This window comes from Candidatus Thiodiazotropha sp. AKIB8 (assembly GCF_058244675.1).
Genome location: NZ_JBSYOO010000047.1, coordinates 25493 through 51690, shown reverse-complemented (window position 1 = coordinate 51690; position 26198 = coordinate 25493). Strand labels below are relative to the sequence as shown.

Genomic DNA, 26198 nt, shown 5'->3' with positions numbered 1-26198 from the left:
CAGGTTTTAAGTTTGTTTCTCGATCGATATGTATTGCGCCAAGAATAAACAGCGGGGTCAGGCCGTAGAGTATGTAGTGTGGTAACTTGGTGGCAGATAGTGAAAAGAAAACCAGTACCAGAAGAAACCAGATAATCAGGAATCGATTAAGTGGTTTTGTGATGACATTTTTTACATTCAGAAATGGTCGCAGCAAGGTATAGCTGAATGGAAACGCCATCAACAATAGCATTGGCAGGTAGTACCACCATGGTCCTGAGTGACTCTCCATCGCCTGAGTGAATCGTCCAATGTTATGCGTGCCGATAAACCCCTCAATAAATCCTGAGCCCTCTTTCAGGTAGTTAATAAGGTACCAGGGTAGGCCGACAGATAAAAAGACCAACCATGCTGATGGGCTGAAAATGATTCTGATCCAGTCCTGAAATTTACCAATGGAGAGTGAATAGATCAGACTGACCAGGCCAGGTATCAATAAGGCTATTGGCCCTTTGGTTAGAAATCCAAGTCCGGTAAAAAAGGCTGCAGCGAGCAGATAGCGGGTTTGTCTGGTGGTAAAATTGAAATAGAGACTGAAAAGTGTGCCAGCTAGAAACAGATTGAGCAGGGCATCCGCTGTCGCGGCTTTGCCAATAATGCCTGTGCCCAGTGTGCCGGCCATGAGTATGCCGGCCTTCAATGCTATGCTGGGAGTTGTCAAGCGCCAGGTGAAGATGACAATCAGTAGATTCCAAAGGGTTGCTGCAATTGCTGAAGGCAAGCGAAAAGCGAATTCGGTGACACCAAAGACTTTGACAGAAAGGGCTTGAAGCCAGTAGGTCAAGATTGGTTTGTCGTGGCGGGGCTCACCATTCAGATGGAGGGTAAGATAATCATCTCTGAGCGCCATTTCACGGGTGGCTTGAGCAAATGCACCTTCATCGATATCAAATAGAGGTGTGCCTTGCAGGTTGTAAAAGAAGGCCATCAATACCGTTAACAGCCATAGCAGTTTCAGGCCGTGGGTTGCGTTGATGTTGGTGTACTGCATGGCTGGGTGGTGGTGTATGGGTAGAGATGGGTTCTGCTGTCTCGTTGTATTTAACCCTGTATATTCTGAGCTATTGATGTTTTTGATCTGTTATCAGTTTGTTATGAGTATTTTAAAGTTTTATTAGATTCTGATTATATGTGCCCGTTTATACTGGTTGGCTGAAATTCAGACAAACTTTGATATCCATAAAGAGTTGAAAGCCGTATGGGTCGTTGAATCTGCAGCGGTGAAGGTCAGTTAAATCTGTTGTGTATAGAGTTTGGGAAGAGACAGGAATCTTGAATATCCTCAAATGTCCACTTTCGTTTGTTGAGTCCTTCAACGTAGTACACATCTATCCTGCTGTTTACGATACGGATCGTTACATTTCCAATCGGAACCGGAATAATCCAGGTGGGCATTCTCTGGAAGATTAATCGCGAGACAGCTGTTACTAGTTGCTATAAATCCACGTTCACACTTCCAGCCAGATCCGTATGAAGACTCTACTAAATACCCATTTGGAGGAACATCAATAGCTATACAGGCATCCTCTGTCGCACGGTAACCTCGATCACAGCTCCAGCCGCTTCCATGTGAAGCATTTGTTAAAAAACCATTCTCAGGCACTTTGATAGCAACACAAGTTGAGTGGGTTGATCGATATCCGCGATTGCAAGTCCAGCCGGTTCCGCTTGATGATTCGGTTAAATATCCATTTGCAGGTACATTGATGGCAACACAGGAGTTGGTTACTTTTCTGTAACCACGAGCGCAACTCCACCTACCAACCCCAGAGGAGTTTAGATAGGCATTCGCGGGTATTTGAATAATGATACAGCTATTGCCCTTTTCACGGTAACCTCGGTTGCACTTCCAAGGGTTACCATAAGAGTTATTGGTCGAGTATGCATTGGCTGGTACCTTGATGCGAATGCATTGCTGATTTTTCTTTTGAAAGCCGTAATCACACTGCCAGCCACTTCTATATTTATTTGCTTTAGCATTTGCTGGTATTTCGATCTCTAGGTCCTTTGAAAAGATTTGCCCTGTCACTAATACCAGTAGTGAGAAAGTGACCATAAGGAATACGGGAGTAGTTAAATATCGATTACCTGGCTTGTTCATGAATCTTTTTTTACCTATCGTAGATAATCTGCTCATATTTGTATTTGGTTTGAGCGAGACGATGTGGGCTCTATTCCTTTGATGCAGTGCCAAAGAAACTAATAATTAGAAGCGATTGCCGTCATCTGACGGAGGAGGAACTCTGGGAGCAAGCCGGTATTCGGATTTCTAACCTATATGTTAAGTGTAGCTTAAGGCTGAAAAAATGTCCTGGACATACTACGTTTATAAATAATAGTAACCTTAGGTTATGTTATAGTATCTAGCTGATTATTAATAAGTTATAACAAATATAAACAATGAGGGTCACGATTTGTCCACTCTTGAGAATGGAGCAACCATTATGCTTCAGCTCATGCCTTGCAGCTACGCGCTCCAGATCACGCAGAGGCAATAAGCAATTAATAGAAATGCCCTTAATGTTATAATTGTGGGAGTTGGTGAGGAGTGAAGTCCAGCTGACCATTTAGGAGAACGCAGCTATGCTAGTAACTTTTTCGACGCCAGCCTATGCAGACATTACCCTGTTCGGTGACGTGGCAGTCTCGCTGCTAAAAATGATGGGGCATAGTGGCACAGTACCCAGTGCTCTCCTTGCTGAAGATGTACAAGCTGCGCTTGAGCAGCTGCAGGCAGCAATCGAGCGTGAAGGTCAGCATTTAACGACAAAAGAAGATGATGATGAAACTGCTGTTACACTTTCGCAACGTGCCTTGCCGGTAATCGAATTACTTAAAGCAGCTAAAAAGGAAAAATGTAATGTTATGTGGGATAGATACTGACCACTACCTGGTAGACTGACCCAGGATTTTAAATCTGTAGTAGAAATCGGGTATTGTGGGTTTACTCTGATTGGATTATTCTTATCTAAACTCACTGCTATTCCATTAACTCTCAATCACTCAAAAGCAGGCATTCAAGCCCCTCGCCCTTGATGGGAGAGGGGTGCGTCAAGCGCTTAATGAAACTGAAGCGTATGCGGCACGATCCGATCAATCCTTGCCATACTGAGTGATGACCTGGATGATTGTGCTGTTTAAACTCCCCCTCTCCCCCAGCCCCTCTCCCGCGAGGGGAGAGGGGAGTAAAAATATTCCAGCGCACTACGCTCATATCAGGCAGCTCTTCCGGCCCATCGAATGAGATTCGTGGAACCTCGGCATCTGCTTCCAACTCACCACGCAAAAGGTAGAGGCCTGTGTCGTAGTCTTTGCTGATGTAGGTTGGTATTTTCTTCGCCATAAAGCGGAATAGGAAAGGCATTTTGCCAGCCATGTTCCAGTGTACCAGGGTGGTATTCTCTCCCTTTGGTTCAAATTCCCACCAAACCCTGCTCACAGATTTGAAGGGGCGGCTGAAGACAACATACTTAGTCGCCGGGTTAATAAGTAGAGTAGAGGGATGGTAATGATGATAGTGAGTAGTATGATTGCGATTGTCATGTCAAGGCTCTCTTCAATATAGGATTTATTGACTCATTTGAGATACACAGTATACCGAGTATAGGATTCTGCCCATTTTAAGGAATAGCGGTTTATGAGTTGAGTGTTGGATAGTTCTATTAAACGATTTTATTCATGTCCAGTGACAGATAAGGTCAGCTCTGAAGATGGCTGTCAGGAAAAATCTCAACTGGCTGTATTTTCAATTATTTTGTAATACTCAATATTCAGGCTGGTTATATCTTTGTATTTAAGAACGAACCTATCGCCGGAAATCTCGTAGAAGCGATTTGTTTCCGCAGGCGTGCTTTTATCATCCTCAGGCAGAATGGCATCGTCTGCAGTCAGCTTTCTTCTGACAACAGAGGAGAGAACAATACGCTCAAGGTTGCCTGAGTCGGTTAGAAAAAAATCTTCCAGGATGCCGTAGTAGAGATAGGTAGCCTCTACCTGGTGTATGGTAACAGCTAACTTTACAAAATCGGCTTCATCACCCTCATCGTTAAACCCTTTGAAAAGATAGAACCAGGGTGTGTCGAAACGAAAGAACTCACTTAGAAGAGGATGCCTGTCCAGCTTGTATTTAATCACTATTTTCTGTGCTGATGTGCCAAGCAGATAAGCACCGATATAGATTGTCATCAGATAGGTGATAAAGGCAGGCGTATGGACTGCAGATCTGTTGATGGTAAGTTCAAGCAAATCGCCACGGGCAGCAGTAAAGAGGGTCAGAAATATCTGGTAGTCAATCGATATCGGTGAGAATATTTTTGCTAGCTGAAGCCAGATGGAATGCAAGAGGATCGCTAAGATCAGACTTTTAACGGTTTCGGAAGTGAAGGGTCTGTTGTCTAACTGAGTTCTTTCGGACCTTGTAAAAGCGCCGCGAAATATAAACCCTGGGAGAATCAGGAGGAAAGTAAGCAGAGCGGGAAATGCAAGGTTCACGCTATCAGTCTGGGAAGGTGATCAGTCTGCCTTTTTGTTGTTGCGTACGGGTACTATGCGGATTCTCTTTTCGCCTTTTTTGACAGTATCTGACTTCCCGGCAATCCAATCATGGAATGCGTCTGGATTTGTCTTTCTCAGCTTGCGAAAGTTGTCTGATTGCAATGCCTTCATAGTTAGCTTTCCCAGTCTCAGTATGCGTCCTTAGTCAGACAAGTATAGCGGGTTATCATGTTGAAAAGTAGTTTGAGAAATAGCTCCTGTAGTTGATATGGGGATTCGATTATGAATTTAAAAACATATGTATCTCAGGGTATATGAAATGCTAATATCGATTTTGAAGGGTGAGGTGCATACTAACTGATTAAAAAATTTAGAAATAATTGCGAATTAGGGTTTTATCTGGCTTGCAGTTTATTCAATATCACCCTGACTCTAAGTCCCCCCTCAGGGCGGTTACTGAGTGACAGCTCGCCGCCATGGCCGAGCACAATAGTGTTGGCGACCGCAAGACCTAATCCAGTGCCTCCTGTATCCCGGTTACGGGAGGCTTCAAGCCGGAAAAACGGAGCCAGAACAGCCTTCAGGTGTTGATCCGCTATACCTGGGCCATTGTCTTCAATGTCGATGATGACCCGCTCCGAGGAGGAGGTTAATGTTGCAACTGCACTACCCCCATATTTAAGAGCGTTATCGATCAGGTTGTTAAAGGCTCGCCTCAAGGCAACGGGGCGGCAGATAAAGTTGAGCCGTTCTGGTCCCTGGTAGCTCGTCTCGCCACCTAAATCGGCATGGTCGTCGACAAGGCTCTGTATTAGAGCGGCCAGATCTGTGCTGCGGGCCTGTTCATCAGCTGCTTCATCACGAGCGTAGCTGAGTGTATCGGAGAGAATGGCTTCCATCTCTGTAAGTGTGGCCAGGGTCTTCTCCTGCATCTCAGGATCTTCGATATATTCTGCTCGCAGCCTGAGGGTGGTAATAGGGGTTTTTAAATCGTGGGATACAGCAGCCAGCAGTCGTGAACGGTCGCTGATCTGTCGCTCCAGGCGCTCCTGCATAAGATTGAAGGCATGAATGGTTTTGCGTACCTCCTTTGGTCCCTTTTCAGGGATTGGGGGTTGAGGTTGTCCCAATCCTAATCGTTCTGCTGCTCCAGCCAGTTGGGCCATCGGGTTTGCCATCCGTCGTGCGATCAGCAGGCCGATAGTGATGAGCAGAACCAGATAGAGAAAAAGTAACTGTAGGGTTTTACTCTCCCAGGGGGGTACGTTTTTGAAATGATTGGTGCTGAAATTCAGCCAGGTTTGATCCTTCAGTCGGATTGATATGTCGATTGATTTTAGCGGTCTTCGTTTTGGGTGAGGGGTGTTCTCTTCTGTCTTGGCTGTTTTCGCCTGCTGATCGAAATCAATACGTACTCGTATTGCGGATTTAGTCTTCAGATTTAGTGCTCTTCTCAGGTGATGAGCAATCTTCTTTTCAATCGGATCGCTGGGCTGGCGATCTATCCGCGGCTGATTGGTGAGACTTATATCCTCATGCTTCTCTGCAATCCGCTCGATGATGCGTGTCCGTTCATTCTCATTGGCATCACTCAGAAGGCGTGCCACAGTGGCAACCCTTTCTAGGTGGCGGAACCGGTTATGCTCATCGAAGCGCTTGCTGCGTTCATCGTGCAGCAGTACGGCACTGCCTAAAATAAGCAGTAGTGTAGTGCCAATGAGTAGCGCAAGAGTGCGCCCTGCGAGTGAATCAGGCCAGAGACGCATGACTTGAATCCACTTTAGGGGCAAACAGATAGCCGCCGCCACGTACGGTTTTAATGATCTGTGGGTTACGGGGCTGGTCTCGAAGCTTACGACGCAGGCGACTTACGAGGGTGTCGATGGCACGGTCAAAGGCACGGGCTTCCCGTCCTCTGGCCAGGTCGAGCAGTTGGTCGCGGGAGAGTACCCGTCCTGGACGGGTTACAAGCGCCATGAGTAAGGTGAATTCTGCAGTACTCAAGGGTACCAGGGTCTGCTCCGGATCGATCAGCTCACGCGCTACGGGCAGCAGTGTCCACCCAAGAAAGGTAAGTCGTTGCGGCGCCTCCTCATGAGTCTGCTCAGGTATAGAGCTCATTCGGCGTAATACCGCTTTGATACGTGCCAGAAGCTCTCTTGGATTAAAGGGTTTTGCCAGGTAGTCATCAGCCCCCATCTCCAGGCCGATGATTCGGTCGGTCTCTTCGCCCATTGCAGTCAGCATGATGACAGGCGTGTTCGACTCAGCGCGTAAGTTACGACACAGGGTCAGGCCATCCTCACCCGGCATCATCAGATCCAGGACGATAAGATCAATGGCGGCATCCTTGAGACGTTTCTTCATCTCAGTTCCATTGGATGCTGTAGTAACCCTGAGGCCGTGATCGGTGAGAAAGCGCTGCACCAAGGTGCGGATCTCCTGGTGATCATCGACAACTAAGATGTGTGGTTGACTCTTCATAGGCTCAGTTTAAGGGAAGATATCCCTAGCGGAAAGAAGATTTGTGACAGTTTGTGTCAACAGCCAGATATGCCACTGCTTGTTACAAAACAGAGGTTTTCTGCCAATGAAGCGACACACTCTTCGTCTTAAATAGAAGTCGTCAACAAGACAAAGTAACTTCAACGATGAGGAGTTTGAAATGAACAAAGGTTTAAAAGTTACCATTATTTCTGCAGTAGTCGCTACTTCTGGAATGTTTGCACTAGCCTCCTCGGCCGATGCTGGCTGGGGCGGTAGAAAAGGCAATTGTGATCGTGGGGCTATGAGTGGTGCTCCAGGAATGATGCAGGGAAAAGGCAATTTCGGCCCTGCAATGGATCGTGACCTGGATTTGACAGCGGACGAAGCAAAAACCCTGGTAGCCGCAAGATTGATCATGCGAGGCAATGATCGTTTGAAAGTCGGTCAGGTCACAACGCAGGATGAGGATACTTACCTGGTGGATATCGTAACCGTAGATGATTCACTGGTTCGCCAAGTGGAAGTCGATCGTGACAATGGTCTTCCACGTCGTGGTGGCAAACGTTAAGTGGTATACGACCCGCTTTGCGGGTCGTAGTAATAACAGAGTGAGTTATCAATGAAGAATATAAATACCCGAAAATGGTCGACACCTGTAATTATCGGGGCAGGCCTGTTTGTAGCCGTCTCTGGCGTGCTGATGTTTTTTGGCATACATAATCCGGTAGAGCTGGCTCATGAGTGGATCGGTTTACTGTTTGCTGTAGGTATTGTGTTACATGTACTTAATCATTGGAGCGCCTTTAGGAACTATTTTACTAAACGAATGGGTCTCTCATTGGTAGGTGCTGTAGCGATTGTCAGCAGTGCATTTATTGTTGTCTCTTCAACCCAGCAAGGCGGTAGTCCAATGATGAGAATTGTGAATAGTCTTGAGGCTTCACCGCTATCGGAAGTTGCACCACTTTTGGATGAGACTACTGAGAGTGTTGTTACAAGATTTCAAGCGGCAGGCTTTAGAGTGGATGGATCTGAAAGCACTATAAGAGAGATAGCTGTAGTCAATGGAAGTGAGCCAAGAGCATTGATAAAGCTGTTGTTTAGTGAAAAGAGTTAGTGGATTGTTGTTGCAATAACTTTACCTGGTCAGCAATGACCCTCAGTTGAGCACTTGCCTGAATTGCAAGCATCTCGTCGGCCTGGCTTATCTCTTGCGCCAGGTCGACAAGATTGAAGGCTGGTGCAAGTCTGCTGACTGGATAGGGTGAGAGATTGTCGGGTCTGCCGTTCTCGTCGTTTTTTTCATTCATAAGTCAATTAATCCAGATGGCGTCTCAAATCATTCTGGCATTTTACAACATCAGCAGTTTTTCGTGGTTCTTATAGATTTGGCTATCTTCTGAAAAGTAGGCCAGCATGGCTGTTGTGTAGCGATCGAAAGGATTATCTATTCGATTGATCTCTATTCGTTGCGCATGATTTAAGTCGTAGGTGTTGTAGCGGATTGTGAAGGGGACGGGATAATCGCTGCCAAACAGAATTTTGTGATGAATCTCTGTTTGCCCGGATAGGTGGCGTAGTGCACGGGCTCGAAGTGGCGCCAGAATTGCTGAGATATCAGCATAGAGGTTAGGGTGAGTTTTCAACATCTCCAGCAGTTGGAAGTAGTCGCTGTCGAAATGGCGTGGATCCTTCGAGATGTTTCTCCATGGTTGAAGTTTGTGGTTTATTCGCCCCAGGCCCATATGCGCTGCGATTACCGTGACGCCAGTTGCCAGAGGCAGATCCAGCATGTTGATTCGTTCATAGCTTGCATGAGAGGTGATGCTGTATTCACTTCCGATGTGGATGATGAGTGGTAGCTGATGTTGTTTCAGCTTTTCATAGTAGGGGATAAAATCTTCATCATTCAGGTCAACTCCCCAATAGTTTTGTAAGAACTTGGCACCCTTGCAACCTCGTTCCACTTGTTCATCGATCAGTTCAAGGGCATTGGCTCGTCTTGGGTTGATGGAGAAGAAGGGAATAAACTCATTTGGGTGTTTATGCACCACATCCAGTACGTCCTGGTTCATGGCGCAAACAGTTTTATTGCGTTCGATCTCTCTGCCTCGCTGATCAAAGCAGGCATCAACACCAAACAGGCAGGCTCTATCCACCATCTTCGATTCGCGGATCGAGGATGCCATGGCTTCCACATAAGTCTCATAGGGTCTGGCTCTTAACTGCGTTGGATTCACTCCGAGCCCCTTGGCAAAAAAGCGCAAGGCGATCTTGTCGTAGAGTCGGTCGAAACTGACACTTGGATTGAGCAGATGGGTGTGGATGTCTATAGTTTTCATCAGCCCATGGCCTCCAGTGCGATCGATTTGGCCTGAGTAAAGTCACTCTTGCCGCTTCCCAGTTTGGGTATTGTTTCTACAAATAGTAGTGCAGCCGGTTTCATCAAGGGATTGAGTGATGAACTGTTGATCAGTTTTTTCAGCTCATCCAATACGATGTTGCCGCTAAATAGCAGTACCACCTTTTCTCCTTTCTTCTCATCGGGCAGGGCCGTGGCCAGTATCTCGGTATCTTCCGGGAGCAGGGCGCTGATTGATCCCTCAATCGCCCCCAGACTGATCATCTCTCCACCAATTTTTGCAAAACGGGAGTAACGGTCGACTATGGTTAGGAATCCGTCTTTGTCCAGATGGCCTTTATCTCCGGTTTTATACCAACGTTTGTTGTCTCGCTCGAGGATTACCTCGGAGCTTTTATCGGGATCATTCAAATAGCCCAGCATAACTTGCGCGCCTCCAAACAGAATCAGACCATCTTCACCTGTAGGGAGTGGTTGCAGTGATGCCGGGTCGACGATACGGAAACTCCCTCCAGGCAGAGGCAGCCCCACCGTACCCGACTTGGAGCCCTGCTGTATCTGCCAGGTTCCGGGGGCGATGCGATCGGGAATGTTAACGCTGGCCACCGGGGTGGTTTCTGTGGCGCCATAGCCTTCATAGATCTCTTTATTGAATTTTAGCTTGAAGCTCTCTCTGACATCGGGGTTGAGCTTTTCCGCGCCTGCCACGACGATCCGCAGCGATTCAAGCATCAGCGGATGGATGCGTCGATTGCGTATAAAGAGCCTGAGGAAGGTTGAGGTGCCACAAAAGATAGTCGCCTTATAGCGGGCTATCGCTTTGGCGATGGTCAGGGCATCCGTTGGGTCTGGATGACAGATTGCTGGCATACCTTCGACCATGGGCATTAGACCTGTCACAGTCAAACCAAAGGCATGGAACAGTGGCAGGGAAGCCATTACCACATCCTCATGACGACTATCGAGCACATCAGAGACCTGTCTGATATTGGCCATGATGTTTCGATGACTCAGCATCACCCCTTTAGGCTCTCCTTCACTGCCACTGGAGAAGAGAATGGCCGCTGGTTGCTCAAGATCGATCCGTGATCCAAAGAGGCTAAACAGGATCGGGGCCGGCAGCAGCACAGACAGGGTCAGCAGTGACAGCTTTTCGAAGCTGCTGATCTTATCTTTGAGGTCTTCAAGATAGTAAACACTTACTTTTTCTAGAACCTCTGTAAGATCAATACCCTTCTGTTTAAGTTTTTTGATGAAACGGCGTGAGGTGTAGATGGTTTTCAATTCTGCCTTTTCGGTGGCTGAATTGAGGGCTTTCAGGTTTGCCGTGTAGTTCAGATTGACCAGGGTTTTCCCAGCCAGTAGCGCCGCCATATTGGCGATCGTGCCTGCACTGCTGGTTGGCAGTAACAGACCGATATTTTGCTCAGGGCTGTGTCTGCGAATCAAACGTGAAAAAGCAATCACACTGGTGAGGGTTTTGTAGCCTGAGAGGTTCCCTGAACCCTGGGCGTCGGCCAGACTGAGCTGGCTGCCAAGCCGCTTTGCACTGCGCATCCATGCCTGAGGAATGGAGTCCAGCTGCTGAGTATGTTGTTCCCAGGCATCAATGGAGAGTTCCAGAACCTTCTGCTTTAGCTGATGGGCAGGTGTCTGCAAAGGCAGGGGGTTGCCGAAGGCTACAATGATATCGGATCTCAAGCGGTTGTTACGATTCTGTTGGAGTTTTTCGCTTGAGCGTGAGAATCGGCTGCCCCAGAGGCCTCGCAGATAGAATGGAAGGATCACTCCATCGACACCTTCGACACATTTTTCATAGCCTTTTTTGAATTCACCAAGTTGCCCGTTGCGACTGATGGAGCCTTCAGGAAAAAGACAGACCACTTCGCCGTCCTGAAGCAATTTATTAATACTGGCCAGGGCCTCTTTGCTGTGTCCTGATGCGATCGGAATGACCCCGAACAGATCAAGGAACCACTTCAGATACCAGCGTTGATAGATCTCCCGCTGCATCACAAAGCGTACTGGTCTGGGGCTGGCTATTTGAATCATTGCCCAGTCAAGATAACTGATATGGTTGCCGAGCATCAGTACGCCACCCTGGGCGGGTAGATTTTTGAAGCCCAATATCTCGATCCGATGAGTGGTGGCGAAGGCCTTGGCAATGATAAACCGAACCAGGGATTGGGGTAGGTGATAGATTGTGTAGAGTGCACCTGACAGAGCTGTCAGAGTGAGTAGGTGGAACAGTCCCTGGCTATTTATGCCTTGGATTGCAAAGAGTACGGTCAGTCCAAGGAAGCCGAGCATTACCAGGTTCTGCACCAGATTGTTCCCGGCAAGAATGGTACCCAGCTCACTCTCCTCCGCATGAAACTGAATCAGGGCGTTGAGCGGTACAATGAACATACCGCCTGCTGCTCCAAGCAAGAGAAAATCCAAAGCCAGCAATGAGGGGGATTGCAGCTGGGGTAACAGCAGCAGCGAGACCACAATGCCGAGTGCACCAAGGGGCACCAGGCCGGTTTCTATATGGTGGCGGGAGCTGCGTCCGGCAATCAGAGAGCCAATTATGATACCGATGCCGGAGCAGGCCATCAGACCCTGGATCACCAGAGTATTCTCCATGCCCATGGTCTCTTTTGCGAAGGCCGGAAAAGCAGCCAATACCACCTGGGAGATTCCCCAGAAGACCGATAGCCCGACGATTGAGAGCCAGATTGCGCGCTGTGAAAGCAGCTTGCTGAAATTACTGCGTAAATAGCGTCCTTTGGCGTAGTCGTCCCAGTCAAATTGTTTATCTGCTGCTACCGCTTGGGTGGGTTTAAGACGCAGTGTGAACCAGAATTCCAGTACGGCACTGATAATCAGTATCCACCCGATTGGTGCTATGGCCTGTAGCAGGGTTGCTTCATCCTGGTAGGCAACGCCACTAAGGCGTGTTTCAAACAGTAGGGAAAAGATAAAGATGCCGGAGAGAATGGCCACAATAGTGGTCGCCTGTACGATCGCATTGCCGTGGGCGAGACGCTCGGTACCGGTCAGTTCCTTGATGTATCCATATTTGGCAGGGGAGTAGAAAGCACTCTGCATGGCCAATAGAAAGGTCAGGCCAAAGGAGATTTCAAACCAGCCCAGATAGTAGGAGAGGGTGATCAGCAGGGTCAGTCCTACTGCCAGGGCGGCACTGACCTGCATCACTTTGGGTTTCCTGAATTTATCAGCAAGAAAACCAGCGGGTGTGAACAGCAGTATAAAAGGCAGCAGGATCAATCCATTGACTATTGCGGTGAGGATAATCTGAGTCTGGCCCTCATAGATCTTGAATATCGCATTTTGGATCACGATTTTGTGCCCCAGATCGACAAAGGCGTTCAAGAAGATAATGGTGAGGAAAGGGATGAATCCGGTGGTTTTGAAAATCTTGTCCATGATATCTGGCCTGAGTTGATTCTAGATGCGGCTAGCTTAGATCAGCGTATCCTTACGTACTACGAAAAAAGTAGAAGTTGTATTACACTAACCTAATGGTATCAAAATTTAATACCATGACCTAAAATTCTATTCCATGGCACAAACATCTCAACTTATAGAAGCCCTGAAAAAGAGCCTTAAGGCTCATGGTCTGACTTATGCGGATACTGCTCGCCATCTGAATCTATCCGAGGCGAGTGTGAAACGTCTCTTCTCTCAGAAACGCATTACACTTCAGCGCCTGGATCAGATCTGTCAGTTGATGGAGATGGAGATTACGGACTTGACGAGGATGCTCAATGAGGAGGCTTCAGCGCAGATCTCAGCGCTTACCCTGGAGCAGGAGCGTGAGATTGTTGCCGACCTGGAACTGCTGCTTGTCGCGGTATGTGTGTTGAATCGCTGGACGCTGGATGAGATTGTCGACTACTTCGAGTTGTCTGAGGTGGACTGCATCCGACAGCTGACTCGTCTGGACAGACTGAAGATGATCGAGCTGCTGCCCAATAATCGTCTGAAGCTACTGGTCTCACCTCGTTTCAAATGGCTGGAAAATGGACCTATTCAGCAGTTTTTTCTTGAGAGGCTCCAATCAGATTTTTTTGGTTCCCGATTTAACCAATCAAGAGAAGAGCTGATTGTGGTCAACGGTATGTTGGCATCAAGCTCATTTGATGTTTTTCAGCGTAGGATGGCGCGTCTGGCCAAGGAGTTTGACGAGCTCTCCAGTAGTGATGCTTCTCTACCCTTGCAGGATCGGGAGGGTACAACGGTCGTAATGGCGATGCGTCCCTGGCGTTATGGGTTGTTCAATCAATTCAAAAAGCAGCACAAATTACGTTAACTAATCGTCAAAACAGACGAATTATAGCTGATAATCAAAATATCTCGCCAAATTTGACGTATTTGATATTAAATTTCTTGTAGTCGTAATAAATGACGATATTATTCTCTATATGGATAGTAACTCGTAAATTATGACGATTATGAAAATTACAGACTTACTAAGTGATCAGGCGTTACTGAGCGAGATTGGACTCAGGTTTGCCCAGCTACGACTTGAGCAGGGTCTGACTCAGTCAGACTTGGCTGAACAGGCCGGTGTGGCGAAGCGCACTGTGGAGCGTATCGAGGCGGGGGCTTCGGCACAGATGTCGAATATGGTCAGGGTAATGCGTGTACTTGGCTTGCTGCAAGGGTTGGATCTAATGATTCCTGAGCCTGCAGAACGACCGATGGATCTGTTGCGGCGAAAAGGCAAGACCAGAAAGAGGGCCAGTTCAGGCAAAACCAAGAAAACTGTTGAGGAGCCATGGAGCTGGGGAGAGTAGATGGGGATTGTAGCGGAAGTGAGGATGTGGGGGAGAACCATAGGCGCTGTCTCTATCGGTGATGGTGAAGTGATAGCAAATTTTGAATATGACTCCGCCTTCGCTCAGAGTGGTATTGAGATATCTCCATTGCATATGCCCCTCTCTAACCGTATCTATCGCTTTCCTCAACTATCCCGTCAGACTTTTCATGGGTTGCCTGGTCTGCTGGCAGACGTGCTGCCAGATCGATTTGGTAATGCTTTGATCGATGCCTGGTTGACGTTGCAGGGGCGCTCTGGCGACGATTTTAATGCAGTGGAGCGGCTCTGCTATACCGGAAGTCGGGGTATGGGGGCGTTGGAATTTGTGCCTGTCATTGGAGTGGCAGATAAACAATCGAGTCGTATCGAGATCGATAAGCTGGTTGATTTAGCCTCAAAGGTGCTTGTGAGTCGAGGTGACTTGCAGGTCAACTTCAATGCCTCGGATAAGTCACAGGTGTTACACGATATTCTGCAGGTGGGTACTTCAGCTGGTGGTGCCAGGGCAAAGGCGATCATTGCCTGGAACCCTCAAACCAGTGAAGTCCGATCAGGGCAGGTCAAAGCGCCACAGGGTTTTGAATATTGGCTGCTTAAGTTCGATGGGGTAAGTGGCAATCGGGACAAAGAGCTGGCGGACCCCCAAGGTTACGGTGCTGTCGAATATGCCTACTATCAGATGGCCAGAGATTGCGGTATCGAAATCAGCGAATCCCGGTTGTTGGAAGAAAATGGACGCCGACACTTTATGACCAAACGATTTGATCGCTTGGATAGTGGTGAAAAAATGCATATGCAGTCTCTTGGTGCGTTAGCCCATTACGACTTCAATATGGCTGGGGCCTACAGCTATGAGCAGTCGTTGCAGGTGATGCGGCAGCTGGACCTGCCGATGGCATCCATCGAGCAGCAGTTCATGAGAATGGTGTTCAATGTGGTTGCCAGAAACCAGGACGACCATGTGAAAAATATCGCCTTTCTGATGAACAAAAAAGGAGAGTGGTCGCTCTCGCCGGCCTATGATCTGACCTACAGTTATAACCCGGATGGTCTCTGGACCGGAGTTCATCAGATGAGTCTGAATGGAAAGCGGGATAGATTTTCACGAGATGATTTTAAGTCTTGTGCTCAGTCTGTCTCTATGAAGCGCGGAGTTGCAGATGAGATATTGACCCTGGTAAGGGATGTGGTTAGCCGCTGGAAGGTCTATGCTGATGAGGCCGGAGTGCCAAGCGGAATAGAGGAGAAAATCGCGCGCACGCTTCGTTTGGAGATTTTTTAAGCTGTTTGAGCAGGCAACCTTTATGTCTGAATTTGATCAGAAAAGTCGATTTTCTTCAGACTCCACAGTCGATTGCTCGTTACTCTGTTCAGCACCAAGAGATTGGCTGTTCCGTCGATAATAGATTCCCAGGTTAAAGGCTACTCAATAACAGCCGATAATTGATTCCATGCGCACACTCTTGCGACATTTAACCCCTTTGGGAGATATGCTGATTACAGGCCTGGTGCTTGTTCTATTGGTATATTGCGCCCCAGCTCTCAGTAGTGAAACCAGGATAAATAGCAATCTGGCCAGCGAAAAGGTGGTTCTGCAACTGAAATGGAAGCATCAATTTCAATTTGCCGGCTATTACGCGGCCAGGGAAAAGGGTTTCTATGAAGAGATCGGGCTTGATGTGGAGATACGAGAGCATCAAGGGAGGTCGCCGATCAAAGAACTGCTTGAAGGGGAAGCGCAATATGCAGTAAGTGGTGCTAATGCCTTGATCCATCGTGCAAAAGGATATCCGGTGGTAGCGTTGGCTGCGATCTACCAACACAGTCCCTACGCCTTATTGGTAAGAGCCGATTCAGGTATTTACAAAGTAGCAGACTTGGCTGGCAGACGAGTGATGCTGGGAAGTGGTACTCAGGATGCTGCACTACATGCCATGTTGAAGCGAGGCGGGCTGACCAAGGAAGATTATATAAGACTGCCTAGCAGTTTTGATGCGGCGTCACTGATCATCGGTAAAACAGATGCCTTCAATGCTTATGAAACCGACCAGGGTTATCTGTTGAATAAGGCAGGTGTTGTTCCCCGATATATCAAGCCAAAAGATTATGGTATCGATTTCTACGGTGATGTGCTGATCACCAATGAACAGCAAATATCAGAAAATCCTCGACAGGTCGAAGAGTTCCGCAAGGCAACCTTGAAAGGATGGGCCTACGCATTGACACACCGAGATGAGATGGTCGATCTTATCTTTGAAAAATATAATAGTCAGGGTATGACACGTGAGCACCTGATCTATGAAGCGGAAGCATCAAAACAGTTGATACAGCCCCTATTGGTTGAGATAGGCTATATGAATCCACAGCGGTGGAATCATATCCATTCGATCTTTATTGAGTTGGGAGTATTAGGTCCAAATAGCACAATTGAAGGCTTGATCTACAGCTCTACAGTTTCCGTGCCTGACTGGTTGAGCTGGTCGATAAAGCACTACATCACAATGCTGATCGGTTGCCTGGTGATATTAGGGCTGCTTCTTCTCATGGTGAATATTCGTCTGCGACGCTTGGTGCGAAGGCGTGCTGCTGAGCTTGCAGAAAAGGAGCGACGTTACAGAACAATCTTTGATGCTGCTCCCGAAGGTATGTGGTTTATTGATCATGAACGTAAGACTGTGGATGTCAATGCGCGCTTACAAGATTTGCTGGGTTATGACAAAGAGGAGATGCTGGGCAAGACGCCGATGGATTTTGTCGATAACGATAACAGGCAGATTTTAATCGATCAGATCAGTAAGAGAAAAGAGGCTGAGTGGCGTAGTTATGATATAGCGGTTCGTCATAAAGATGGGCATAACATTGCAACACATTTTAGTGCGGTCACGCTGAGACACTACGATAACAGTATTATAGGTTCAATCGCTTTTGTTGAAGATATCACTGAGCGAAAACATCTCGAGGCGGAATTACGTACTGGGGAACAAAATTTACGTCGTCTGGTGAATTCTCAACCAGCCTGCGTAAGTACCATCGGAGCTGATGGTAATCTGCTCAGTATAAATCCAAAGGGACTGGAGATGCTCCAGGCTGACTCGATTGACCAGCTTTCTGGCAGCCTCATTTATGAGTTGATTGATGAGCCTTATAAGAAAGCGTTCAAGCAGCTGAATATTTCTGTATTTAGTGGTCAGAGCAGTTCTTTGACATTCAGTCTCACAGCATTGAAGGGCAAGCAGGTTTGGCTCGAAACTCATGCTGTTCCAATTATGGATGCAGATGGTCGGGTCATCGAGCATCTCGGACTGACTCATGATGTTACTGATCGCCTGAATATGGAGCAGCAGGTCTATAGTGAAAGAGAGTTTTTACAGACAGTTATAGACAATATAAGCGATTCAGTGATGGTGATCGACACTGATTTTCAGATCCAGTTAATGAATAGAAGTGTTAAGGAGTTGTTAAAAGGCTTTGCTGTCGAGGGTGAATTTCCCAGTTACTATTTTGATTTGCCCTATGTCTCCCATCCAACTACGAGTGATGAGATACAGGAGTGTCCGGTACACAAGGTTTTGGAAAGTGGCAAACCTGCCAGTGCGATCCTGACCCGGCCTGTTTCTGTTGAAAATTCCAGGCTGGTGAGAGTTGAAGTCATTGCATCACCTCTTATGAACAGTGACGGCACACTACGTGGTGTTATCGAAGTCGCCAGAGATATTACTGAACACCTGGAACTACTGGATGAGGTGAAGCAGCAGAAGGATGATCTACAGCATATAGCGCACCATGATTCACTCACTAATCTACCAAACCGGGCGCTATTTCTGATGCGTCTCAAGCAGGCTATCAGTAAAGCAAAGCGCACTGACATGCAGATGGCGGTACTGTTTGTCGATCTGGATCGTTTTAAAGAGATTAATGACAGCCTCGGGCATGCAGTCGGTGATATGGTGCTAAAGGAGGTTGCGAAACGATTCAAGAAGAGTGTGCGTGAGGAGGACACCTTGGCCCGTTTGGGTGGGGATGAGTTCACATTTATCTCTGAGGGGCTGAAAAAACCCCAGAATGCTGCAAGTATGGCGCAAAAGATTATTGCTTCACTGGAGTTGCCCTTCGAAACGAATAACCATCAGTTTTTCCTTACTGCGAGTATCGGTATCAGCGTCTATCCACAGGATGGTAAAAGTGCTGATACATTACTGCGTAATGCTGATGCTGCAATGTATAAAGCCAAAGACGAGGGTAAGAATACATTTCAATACTATACCGCTGATATGACTGAACAGGCTTTTGAAAGGATCTTTCTTGAATCAAGTCTACGGCGGGCATTGGCTGAGGATCAGTTGGTGGTTTTCTATCAACCGCAATTCAATACAGCAAGTGGGCGACTTATAGGTGTTGAAGCGCTGGTTCGCTGGGTTCATCCGGATATGGGGATGGTTGCACCTTCAAGGTTCATACCGCTGGCGGAGGATACCGGATTGATCATACAACTGGGTGAGCAAGTGATGCGTATCGCCTGTAAGCAGATGACTGAATGGGAACGTGAGGGAATCCGCCCGCACCGCCTGGCAGTCAATCTTTCGGTAAAACAGATCGGCAGTAGCAGTTTATTGCCTTCTATTGCGACGATTTTGAGTGATACTGAATGTAATCCCGAATGGCTGGAATTTGAAGTCACTGAAGGTTTCTTGATGAAAGACCCTGAGTTATCAGTATCAATACTGCAGAAGCTGAGAGATATTGGTGCTGAGCTGGCAGTTGATGATTTTGGAACTGGTTACTCATCGTTGGCCTATCTAAAGCGGTTTCCTCTGACTCGTCTGAAGATTGACCGCTCATTCATTCATGATGTACCGGATGATCCCGATGACTCGGCCATTACCCGTGCAATTATCGCAATGGCAAAGAACCTGAACCTGAATGTATTGGCCGAGGGGGTTGAGAACAATGAACAGCGGTCATTTCTGGTAGATGAGGGGTGTGATGAAGCACAGGGTTTTCTCTTCGGGCGGCCACTGTCTGACATAGAGACAACAAGATTATTGAAGGAGAGGTGGGCTCAAAGTAAAGATGCTGTAAAAAAAGGATAATGTAGAGCCAGACATAAAAGTGTAGGTTAGGTTGAGTTTATTGAGCGAACTTACAAGGTCTTTAATTCTGCCGGTATATCGGGAACTCTTGCCCGGAAAGGGTATCTTACATTCAGTTAATAGCTCATGGCCCGATATATTACTGTAGAGCGCCATGCAGGTTTATGAATGTAAGCTGTTTGCTTCGGATTAATAATATTAATTGATATGCTCTAGTCATCCTTGCGGTACACTACTATGAAGCACCACACTAGGGCCTGATAACACTAATCGAATTTTAGTCAATTGAGAGCGATGGTGTGTTGGTCTCCAGGCAGGTCACATCACTCTTTCCACAGTTTTTTCGTAGGGTTTTCCCAGTAAGTTCATTAGCGATGTATATGTTGCGATCTATTCTTATACCGATGGTGCTATTGATCTCCTTTCCGGTATTTGGTTTGGAGGTGCAGGTCAATGTTAAGGGGTTGGCATCGGATCTTGAGGAAAACGTGCTTGTTTACCTATCTGTGGAGCAGGAGAGATCACGGAAGTCCCTGAATGAAGCCAGGCTCAGGTTGTTGCATAACAAAGCAGAAAATGAGATTCGTCAGGCGCTGCAGCCCTATGGTTATTTTCAACCGAGCATAAGCAGCAGTCTGACGAAGCAAGATCATGGTTTTGTGGCAACCTATGAAGTCCAGCCCGGTGCCCCGATGAAAATAGTCGAAATCGATTTTCAGGTGTTTGGGGAAGGAAGTCAGGATCTCAAAATAACTGAAGGGTTTCCACTTCAATCCGATATGGTTTTGAATCAAAGCGACTATGATGCGGCGAAACAGAACTTACTCTCTGAGACCATTCAACGTGGTTACCTCGACGCTAAATATACTCATCACCAGATTCTGGTAGATCTGGAGAGTAATTCGGCTACGATTAAATTGCATCTGGATACCGGGGCGAAGTTGAGGTTTGGGGAGGTGCGATTCAATCAGAAAATCATGGATCCTGAATTCCTTGCCAGGTATGTTCCCTTCAATTCTGGAGATCCGTTCAGCCAGGATGCATTGCTGAATCTGCAAGGGCAATTGATCGATAGTGAGTATTTCAAGCGGGTCGAAGTGGTCAGTCGCCGGGATCAGATAAGCGGTGACAGAGTGCCGATCGATATCGATCTGAAACCTAACAAACGTAACAGATACAGAATCGGTTTGGGTTACTCGACAGATACCGGGCCGAGGCTGAAGCTGGATTGGAAAAACCGGCGGGTTGGGCGCAATGGACATCGAATGCGCACAGAGTTTCTGATTTCAGAACCGATCGGTAGTCTGAGCAGTGAATATGTCATTCCTCTAGAACGGCCGACTGTGGATTATATCCGCTTTGGCGCCTCCCTTGAGCACTCCAATTCAGATACCAACCAAGGGGATCGTGCACTACTCAATGCCACTCATTCAATAAGCCTTGATCGAGGCTGGCGGCGCAGTCTCGGTTTGGAATACTCCTATGAGGATTTTAAGATCGGTGAGCAGGAGGATACTGCACGATTGCTTGTACCCAGTATCGACTGGTTACGTATTAAGCGGGACAGCAAAACCCGGATTCATCGTGGCAAACGTTTAAACTTCCGCATTGAAGGGGCTTCTGATGCGGTATTGTCGACTGCCAGCTATTTTCAGCTCTATGCCAGCGGTAAGTTTATCGATGGATTTGGAAGTAAGGATTGGCGACTTTTGAGTCGGATTGAGCTGGGAGCAACCTGGACCGAAGATCTGACTGAGTTGCCACCGAGTAAACGGTTTTTTGCCGGTGGTGACAATACCGTGCGTGGCTTTGGTTATGAGGATCTTGGGCCTGAAAATGAGTCGGGAGATGTGGTGGGTGGCCGCTATCTGGCGGTAGGCGGCTTAGAGTTGGACCGGCGAATCAGTGATAGTTGGAGTGGTGCCCTATTTGTTGATTTTGGTAATGCCTATGATCCTGATTATGACTCTGAAACTGCGTACGGTGTAGGTTTCGGAATACGCTGGCATTCACCTGTCGGCCCGGTACGGTTTGATGTCGCCTCCGGTAGTGTTGGGGAAGAGCGTCAGTGGCGATTGCATGTCGTCGTGGGGCCAGAGTTATGATTGTTATAAAGCGCATAGCGCTTGCTCTGGGTGGCTTACTGGGTCTACTCCTTCTCTTAACACTCTCTCTTCTGATCTATATTGGCTCCAGTCAGGAGGGTACGCACCGTGTTTTTGATCTGCTTCAAAAAGTAGTACCAGGTGAGTTGAGTGTAACCAAACTGGAAGGGCGCCTGGCAGGGCCGCTAATGATTAAAGGTCTGGCCTATCGTCAAAGTGATGGATTGGTTATAACAAATGATCGATTGAGCTTTGATTGGCGTCCCTCTGCTCTATTTAAAGGGCGACTTGAGATCATTGAGCTGGGGTTGAGTGATACGACGTTAACCCTTCCCGAATCTCAATCCGAGACAGCAGCAACCTCAGAGCCCTATGAGGGTGTGAGCTTGCTGCTGGGAATTACAATTGAGCAGTTTGTCAGCGATAGTTTCCAGGTTTTATCAGCAGATGGTGCTGAACCGATTGTCATCGACCATCTCGATTTCAAGGCGGCCACCGAAGGTGATCGTCTGCATGTTGATGAGCTCAGCTTTGATGGATTATCTGCCCAGCTGAGTCTGGACGGATCTCTTGGGTTGGATGAATCCTTACCTCTGTCATTGAATCTGGACTGGCGCTACCGTCTCCCCGATGGCCCGGTAGTGAGTGGTGAGGGTGAGATTCAGGGGGATGCACAAAAGCTGCAACTGCATCAGCAATTGGCAGCGCCGCTTACAAGTGTCATCGATATCGATCTGCGCGACCTTTTAGGGGTGCTGTCATGGCAGGCCAACTGGAAACTGGAAGAGATCAGGTTGGCAAAATTTACACAAGGGTTTCCGGCTGTAGTGAAGGGGAGTCTCTCAGCTCAAGGTGATCTTGAGCAGGCTGATCTGGATAGTAGCATTCAATTGAATGAACCCACTTTAGGCGCGCTGAGCAGTGAAGTGGCCGCACGCTATAGCGATGGTCAGGTCAATATATCTTCGCTGAAGTTAACCAATCCTCAGGCACTGTTGATTGAGGCTCAGGGTCTCTATCGTCTGCAGGATAAGGGTCTCTCCGCGCAGATGAAGTGGCAACAATTAAGTTGGCCACTGAATGGAGAGCAAGCGGAGGTTCGTAGTAAGCAGGGTAGTTTCAACCTGCTGGGGAGACTCGACAACTATGACTATCAGCTTGCTATGGATATTGCAGGCGAAGGGTTGCCGGTGATCGATGTTAATGCTCAGGGCAATGGTGATCTGACAGCACTTGCTCTGGAGCAGCTGGCCCTGATTCATGAAGAGAGTCGGATTGAAGGTCGGGGACGGGTAGGTTGGTCACCAGATGTGACTTGGCAGATGACCTTGAATGGAGAGAGATTCAATCCTGGGTTGGTGCATCAGGCTTTTCCCGGACAACTGGCATTCGAATTGTCGAGTGATGGATCGCTAGTCGATGAACAGCCTCAAGCTGTGTTGTTGATAAAAGAGATGAGTGGCATCTTGCGAGACTATCCTGTTGAGGCGAAGGGAGAGATTCGATATCAACAAGGGGTTGCAGATGTCGAGACCTTATCCTTCAGTTCTGGTCCTAATCAGATTGATGCAACAGGAGAGGTAGGGGATAAGTTGGCATTGGACTGGTCGATTACGGCCCCCGACCTGGCCGGTTTCTGGCCTGGGCTGTCTGGTGTACTGAATGCTGAAGGTAAGTTAAGTGGAGAGAGTGAAACCCCTGCATTAGCACTAAACCTTAAGGCCAGGGAGATAGCCTTTCAGACCTTTGGTATAGAAAAAATTGACGCTGTGATCGATTTGAACTTGGCAGGTAAGCAGCCGGTTAATATTTTATTGGATGGGGCTGGATTAGTTGCTGAAGGGAAGCAATGGGATAGTTTGAAGCTTGAAGTAGATGGCACCTTACCTGAGCATAAACTGAATCTGGCAATCAATGGAGATCGGGTGCCACAAATTGAACTGGCCACCACTGCTGGATTGGACGGCGAGGGACGCTGGCAAGGGTTGGTGCAACAACTCATAGCTGACTCTCCAGAGCTGGGAACGTGGCAGCTTAGAGAGCCGGCAGAATATCTACTCGGCAGTGCCAGACAATATTTGAAACCTATCTGCCTGGTTTCGGGTGAGGGCGGGCTTTGCACAAGTTTTGTGAATCAAAGTGGTAAGGATTGGAAGGCAGAAATAGAGCTTACTGAGTTTGATCTTAAAAGCCTGCAGAGTTGGTTGCCCGATGAAACTGCACTACAGGGAAATCTGAGGTTGGAGGCTGGTCTTAGCGGTTCTGAGAATGGTGAGATCCAGGGTTTGGTTAATATGACTATTCCTACAGCAGGGTTGAAGTTCATCTATGACGAACAGAACCATATTGTCGACTTTTCAGGCAGTAAACTGACTGCCAATCTGGATCAAACCGGTGCAAATGCTGTTATAGAAATGCCTCTGCAGGATCTGGGCGGAATTAACGGGCGGCTTTTACTACCGGGTTTGACACTACCAGAGTTTGATCTGAAGACTCAGCCTGTGGAAGGTAAAATCACTGGCGCTATCGAAAATCTTACGATGGTTTCGAGTCTGCTACCCAAGCTACAAAACAGCAGCGGAAATCTGGCCATCGATTTTGATTTGGCTGGCATGCTTGCCGAGCCTCGGTTAAAGGGGCGGGCTAAGCTCGCAGGGGGCGCCAGTGATATACCTGAGTTGGGTATCGAGCTACGGGATATTAACTTGCTGATAGAAGCTGTGGAGCTGGACAAGTTGAAGGTGACAGGTGAGGTGAGCTCTGGAAAAGGGCGTTTATCACTGCAAGGAACTACCCTTCTCAATGCAGCTCAAGGCTTTCCTTCTGAATACAAAATTTCTGGCAAGGATTGGCTGGCGGTGGATATCCCTGAAGCTGAAGTTCAGCTGTCACCGAATATCGTCTTCACTCATCAGCAAAAAGGTGATGAATTGAAGGGACAGATCAAAGTGCCCTATGCACGCCTGCGCCCAAGGGAATTACCGCAGACTGCAGTCTCTGTCAGTTCTGACATGGTTGTAAAACAGGTTGAACAAAAACATCAGTCAAAAAATGACGCGCCATTCAATGCTGAGATTCGACTCTCACTGGGTAAGCGAGTGAGTTTCGATGGCTTCGGACTAAGGGGTAACTTTACAGGAAATCTACTGATCATTGATGAGCCTGGTCGTCCAGTGTTAGGGCGTGGCCGTCTGGGTGTTGTTGATGGTGTCTATCAGGCCTATGGGCAGGATCTTAAAATAGAACGGGGCTATGCGCTGTTTGCCGACAGCCCAGTTGATAATCCTGGTATCAATGTTCGAGCAGTGCGTGAAGTCGACGATGTGACAGCCGGATTGCGGGTCAGTGGAACGCTGAAGAAGCCAAATTTGGATCTTTTCTCTACACCCGCAATGTCTGAAAGTGATGTCTTGACCTACATATTGACTGGCCGGCCCCCAGGGGAGTCATCGGGTCAAACTGTAGGGCTTGCTGCAGCGTTGAAAGCCAGTGGCGCCAGCAATCTTGCCTCGGAGCTGGGGCGGCGCTTTGGTCTGGAAGAGTTCAGGCTTGATACTGGGAGTACCCTTGAAGAGGCGGCATTTGTAGCAGGTACCTATCTTTCACCAAAGCTCTATGTGCAATACATCAACGAACTCTCAAGTTCTGAAAGTAAAATGCGTTTGCGTTATGACTTGACTGATCGCTGGCAGCTGGAGGCAGAGACAGGTAAGACCCAGGCTGGTGACTTTTTCTATACCTTTGAGCGCTAACTCTTTTGAAGTGCCAGAAAGAGCATAGTGACTCTATATGTATAGAGCAGTTTGATGGCGGTAGATACTCAAGGTTGGCAGCATCATATACCTGAATATTCCTGTCGTCTGTTCAGGTGATGTGGATGTGTTGTGGGATTTGCGCAACTTGAGGCGCTGAATTCGGGGCAGGTGAGGTTGTCTGCTGCTCTTATGAGGGCGCGCAGAAGACCGCTAAATCAACAACTGAAGCGTAGTGGCAGGCTCTGCTGAGAACTCGACCGGATGACAAGGTTTCAAATTCCAGTCATCCAGGGCCTGTTAACAGGCCCTGGTGAACTGTCAGTAATCTGATTCAATTACTGCTGCGAACAGCGTCAAAATCGTCAGCAATCAGAAGATTAGTCAGGAAAAAGGCCTTTGCCTTGGTCTTTTTCTGGCGCTGCATCTTCTCTTTCTGGATGGGGCATTCATGGGGTTGCCAATCACATGCGGTTCCGCTGATAACCAGGTGGGGGCACTCCTGGCAGATCTTTGATTTGTAGAGTCCAGTCATATCGGTGATCTCAGTATGTTGCGTGTTTACAACTAAAAAATTAGCACAATAACAGTAGATTACAACTACAATTTCGGGCTATTTGACTAAAATGCGACACTAGTTAACAAATTTGGCCAAAAACAACATGTCATCGCATTAGTAAAACTTATAAGTACTTGAGTTTCAGGTGGTTACTCCGAGATGGGTAGCGGCCTTGGTGACTCAATATATAGATCGGCAATTTCCGACCAATGTTTACTTTTGTGACAACCAAAATTAGGATTTTTTTGATTTTCAATAGAAGAAAATGAAGGTTTTCGATGGAAATTGGTCAGAAATGTGTAAAGCTTCACACTTTTGGGTCGCCTAGGGGTTGAGTGGAAGTTAGTTATAGGGTCTTACAAAGTGCAATGTAGCGGTGAGCAGACACTGTAGCATTTTCTTTTTACCCAACCTCTCTGACTTGAAAGAGGATAATCTGTTATGCAGCGGGTATTTCTAAGATGCTGTTGTGATAATGGGTC

General features: G+C 47.6%; 19 protein-coding genes and 1 pseudogene. 9 read left to right on the top strand and 11 right to left on the bottom strand.

Going from position 1 to position 26198, the window contains the following annotated elements:
* Positions 1-382: 382 nt before the first annotated feature.
* Positions 383-889, bottom strand: a pseudogene (locus tag AC4IFB_RS16490) (ArnT family glycosyltransferase); the annotation flags it as partial.
* A gap of 462 nt (positions 890-1351) precedes the next feature.
* A complete protein-coding gene (locus AC4IFB_RS16485; protein WP_490780751.1) occupies positions 1352-2140 on the bottom strand; it encodes a hypothetical protein in 789 nt (262 codons plus the stop codon).
* A 482-nt stretch (positions 2141-2622) separates the two neighbouring features.
* Between AC4IFB_RS16485 and AC4IFB_RS16480 the strand changes: the two genes are divergently transcribed.
* The gene (locus AC4IFB_RS16480) at positions 2623-2922 is read left to right on the top strand and encodes a DUF1840 domain-containing protein (protein WP_490775855.1); all 300 of its coding nucleotides are present in this window, start codon (positions 2623-2625) and stop codon (positions 2920-2922) included.
* Positions 2923-3034: 112 nt separating this feature from the next.
* Here the strand turns inward: AC4IFB_RS16480 and AC4IFB_RS16475 are convergent, their stop codons facing one another.
* The 5 genes from AC4IFB_RS16475 to AC4IFB_RS16455 form a co-directional block, all read right to left on the bottom strand.
* Positions 3035-3415, bottom strand: a complete 381-nt coding sequence (locus tag AC4IFB_RS16475) for a hypothetical protein (RefSeq protein ID WP_490775854.1) — start codon at positions 3413-3415, stop codon at positions 3035-3037.
* A 353-nt stretch (positions 3416-3768) separates the two neighbouring features.
* Positions 3769-4380: a hypothetical protein gene (locus AC4IFB_RS16470; RefSeq protein WP_490780750.1), complete on the bottom strand. Its 612-nt coding sequence runs from the start codon at positions 4378-4380 to the stop codon at positions 3769-3771.
* A 171-nt stretch (positions 4381-4551) separates the two neighbouring features.
* Positions 4552-4704 carry a hypothetical protein gene (locus tag AC4IFB_RS16465; RefSeq protein ID WP_490775852.1) on the bottom strand — a complete coding sequence of 51 codons (153 nt, stop codon included), beginning with the start codon at positions 4702-4704 and terminating at the stop codon, positions 4552-4554.
* A 224-nt stretch (positions 4705-4928) separates the two neighbouring features.
* Positions 4929-6299, bottom strand: a complete 1371-nt coding sequence (locus AC4IFB_RS16460; RefSeq protein WP_490780749.1) for an ATP-binding protein — start codon at positions 6297-6299, stop codon at positions 4929-4931.
* Positions 6283-7017, bottom strand: a complete 735-nt coding sequence (locus AC4IFB_RS16455) for a response regulator (protein WP_490775850.1) — start codon at positions 7015-7017, stop codon at positions 6283-6285. Before AC4IFB_RS16455 ends, AC4IFB_RS16460 begins: the two co-directional genes overlap by 17 nt.
* 181 nt (positions 7018-7198) lie before the next feature.
* Here AC4IFB_RS16455 and AC4IFB_RS16450 point away from each other — a divergent pair, with 181 nt between their 5' ends.
* Positions 7199-7588 (top strand): hypothetical protein, encoded by a 390-nt coding sequence (locus AC4IFB_RS16450; protein WP_490780748.1) that lies wholly within the window; start codon positions 7199-7201, stop codon positions 7586-7588.
* A 51-nt stretch (positions 7589-7639) separates the two neighbouring features.
* Positions 7640-8137, top strand: coding sequence for a DUF4405 domain-containing protein (locus AC4IFB_RS16445; protein WP_490775848.1), 498 nt, complete (start codon positions 7640-7642; stop codon positions 8135-8137).
* On the opposite strand, the gene AC4IFB_RS16440 is transcribed toward AC4IFB_RS16445, so the two are convergent.
* The 3 genes from AC4IFB_RS16440 to AC4IFB_RS16430 are packed head-to-tail and all read right to left on the bottom strand — an operon-like array spanning position 8121 to position 12814.
* Entirely contained in the window at positions 8121-8330 is a 210-nt protein-coding gene (locus tag AC4IFB_RS16440; protein ID WP_490780747.1) for a DUF2452 domain-containing protein, read from the bottom strand. The two genes, AC4IFB_RS16445 and AC4IFB_RS16440, sit on opposite strands and share 17 nt — an antisense overlap.
* A gap of 42 nt (positions 8331-8372) precedes the next feature.
* Entirely contained in the window at positions 8373-9362 is a 990-nt protein-coding gene (locus AC4IFB_RS16435; protein WP_490775846.1) for an amidohydrolase family protein, read from the bottom strand.
* Positions 9362-12814 carry an acyl-[ACP]--phospholipid O-acyltransferase gene (locus tag AC4IFB_RS16430; RefSeq protein ID WP_490780746.1) on the bottom strand — a complete coding sequence of 1151 codons (3453 nt, stop codon included), beginning with the start codon at positions 12812-12814 and terminating at the stop codon, positions 9362-9364. Before AC4IFB_RS16430 ends, AC4IFB_RS16435 begins: the two co-directional genes overlap by 1 nt.
* Positions 12815-12950: 136 nt before the next feature.
* Here AC4IFB_RS16430 and AC4IFB_RS16425 point away from each other — a divergent pair, with 136 nt between their 5' ends.
* The 6 genes from AC4IFB_RS16425 (at position 12951) to AC4IFB_RS16400 (ending at position 25157) form a co-directional block, all read left to right on the top strand.
* Positions 12951-13700: a helix-turn-helix domain-containing protein gene (locus tag AC4IFB_RS16425; RefSeq protein ID WP_490775844.1), complete on the top strand. Its 750-nt coding sequence runs from the start codon at positions 12951-12953 to the stop codon at positions 13698-13700.
* 133 nt (positions 13701-13833) lie between these two features.
* Complete coding sequence (locus AC4IFB_RS16420; protein WP_490780745.1) at positions 13834-14187, top strand: helix-turn-helix domain-containing protein; 354 nt, start codon at positions 13834-13836, stop codon at positions 14185-14187.
* Positions 14188-15492, top strand: coding sequence for a type II toxin-antitoxin system HipA family toxin (locus AC4IFB_RS16415; RefSeq protein ID WP_490780744.1), 1305 nt, complete (start codon positions 14188-14190; stop codon positions 15490-15492).
* A gap of 169 nt (positions 15493-15661) precedes the next feature.
* The gene (locus tag AC4IFB_RS16410; protein WP_490780743.1) at positions 15662-19300 is read left to right on the top strand and encodes an EAL domain-containing protein; all 3639 of its coding nucleotides are present in this window, start codon (positions 15662-15664) and stop codon (positions 19298-19300) included.
* A 380-nt stretch (positions 19301-19680) separates the two neighbouring features.
* Positions 19681-21405: an autotransporter assembly complex protein TamA gene (locus tag AC4IFB_RS16405; RefSeq protein ID WP_490780742.1), complete on the top strand. Its 1725-nt coding sequence runs from the start codon at positions 19681-19683 to the stop codon at positions 21403-21405.
* Positions 21402-25157, top strand: coding sequence for a translocation/assembly module TamB domain-containing protein (locus tag AC4IFB_RS16400; protein WP_490780741.1), 3756 nt, complete (start codon positions 21402-21404; stop codon positions 25155-25157). Before AC4IFB_RS16405 ends, AC4IFB_RS16400 begins: the two co-directional genes overlap by 4 nt.
* 334 nt (positions 25158-25491) lie before the next feature.
* On the opposite strand, the gene AC4IFB_RS16395 is transcribed toward AC4IFB_RS16400, so the two are convergent.
* The gene (locus tag AC4IFB_RS16395; protein WP_490775838.1) at positions 25492-25692 is read right to left on the bottom strand and encodes a hypothetical protein; all 201 of its coding nucleotides are present in this window, start codon (positions 25690-25692) and stop codon (positions 25492-25494) included.
* Positions 25693-26198: the final 506 nt, after the last annotated feature.

Bases quoted from the DNA above. Each gene is read 5' to 3' on its own strand.
- AC4IFB_RS16485 (WP_490780751.1), bottom strand. From the start codon at position 2,140: ATGAACAAGCCAGGTAATCGATATTTAACTACTCCCGTATTCCTTATG.
- AC4IFB_RS16480 (WP_490775855.1), top strand. From the start codon at position 2,623: ATGCTAGTAACTTTTTCGACGCCAGCCTATGCAGACATTACCCTGTTC.
- AC4IFB_RS16475 (WP_490775854.1), bottom strand. From the start codon at position 3,415: ATGGCTGGCAAAATGCCTTTCCTATTCCGCTTTATGGCGAAGAAAATA.
- AC4IFB_RS16465 (WP_490775852.1), bottom strand. From the start codon at position 4,704: ATGAAGGCATTGCAATCAGACAACTTTCGCAAGCTGAGAAAGACAAAT.
- AC4IFB_RS16460 (WP_490780749.1), bottom strand. From the start codon at position 6,299: ATGCGTCTCTGGCCTGATTCACTCGCAGGGCGCACTCTTGCGCTACTC.
- AC4IFB_RS16455 (WP_490775850.1), bottom strand. From the start codon at position 7,017: ATGAAGAGTCAACCACACATCTTAGTTGTCGATGATCACCAGGAGATC.
- AC4IFB_RS16450 (WP_490780748.1), top strand. From the start codon at position 7,199: ATGAACAAAGGTTTAAAAGTTACCATTATTTCTGCAGTAGTCGCTACT.
- AC4IFB_RS16445 (WP_490775848.1), top strand. From the start codon at position 7,640: ATGAAGAATATAAATACCCGAAAATGGTCGACACCTGTAATTATCGGG.
- AC4IFB_RS16440 (WP_490780747.1), bottom strand. From the start codon at position 8,330: ATGAATGAAAAAAACGACGAGAACGGCAGACCCGACAATCTCTCACCC.
- AC4IFB_RS16435 (WP_490775846.1), bottom strand. From the start codon at position 9,362: ATGAAAACTATAGACATCCACACCCATCTGCTCAATCCAAGTGTCAGT.
- AC4IFB_RS16430 (WP_490780746.1), bottom strand. From the start codon at position 12,814: ATGGACAAGATTTTCAAAACCACCGGATTCATCCCTTTCCTCACCATT.
- AC4IFB_RS16425 (WP_490775844.1), top strand. From the start codon at position 12,951: ATGGCACAAACATCTCAACTTATAGAAGCCCTGAAAAAGAGCCTTAAG.
- AC4IFB_RS16420 (WP_490780745.1), top strand. From the start codon at position 13,834: ATGACGATTATGAAAATTACAGACTTACTAAGTGATCAGGCGTTACTG.
- AC4IFB_RS16415 (WP_490780744.1), top strand. From the start codon at position 14,188: ATGGGGATTGTAGCGGAAGTGAGGATGTGGGGGAGAACCATAGGCGCT.
- AC4IFB_RS16410 (WP_490780743.1), top strand. From the start codon at position 15,662: ATGCGCACACTCTTGCGACATTTAACCCCTTTGGGAGATATGCTGATT.
- AC4IFB_RS16405 (WP_490780742.1), top strand. From the start codon at position 19,681: ATGTTGCGATCTATTCTTATACCGATGGTGCTATTGATCTCCTTTCCG.
- AC4IFB_RS16400 (WP_490780741.1), top strand. From the start codon at position 21,402: ATGATTGTTATAAAGCGCATAGCGCTTGCTCTGGGTGGCTTACTGGGT.
- AC4IFB_RS16395 (WP_490775838.1), bottom strand. From the start codon at position 25,692: ATGACTGGACTCTACAAATCAAAGATCTGCCAGGAGTGCCCCCACCTG.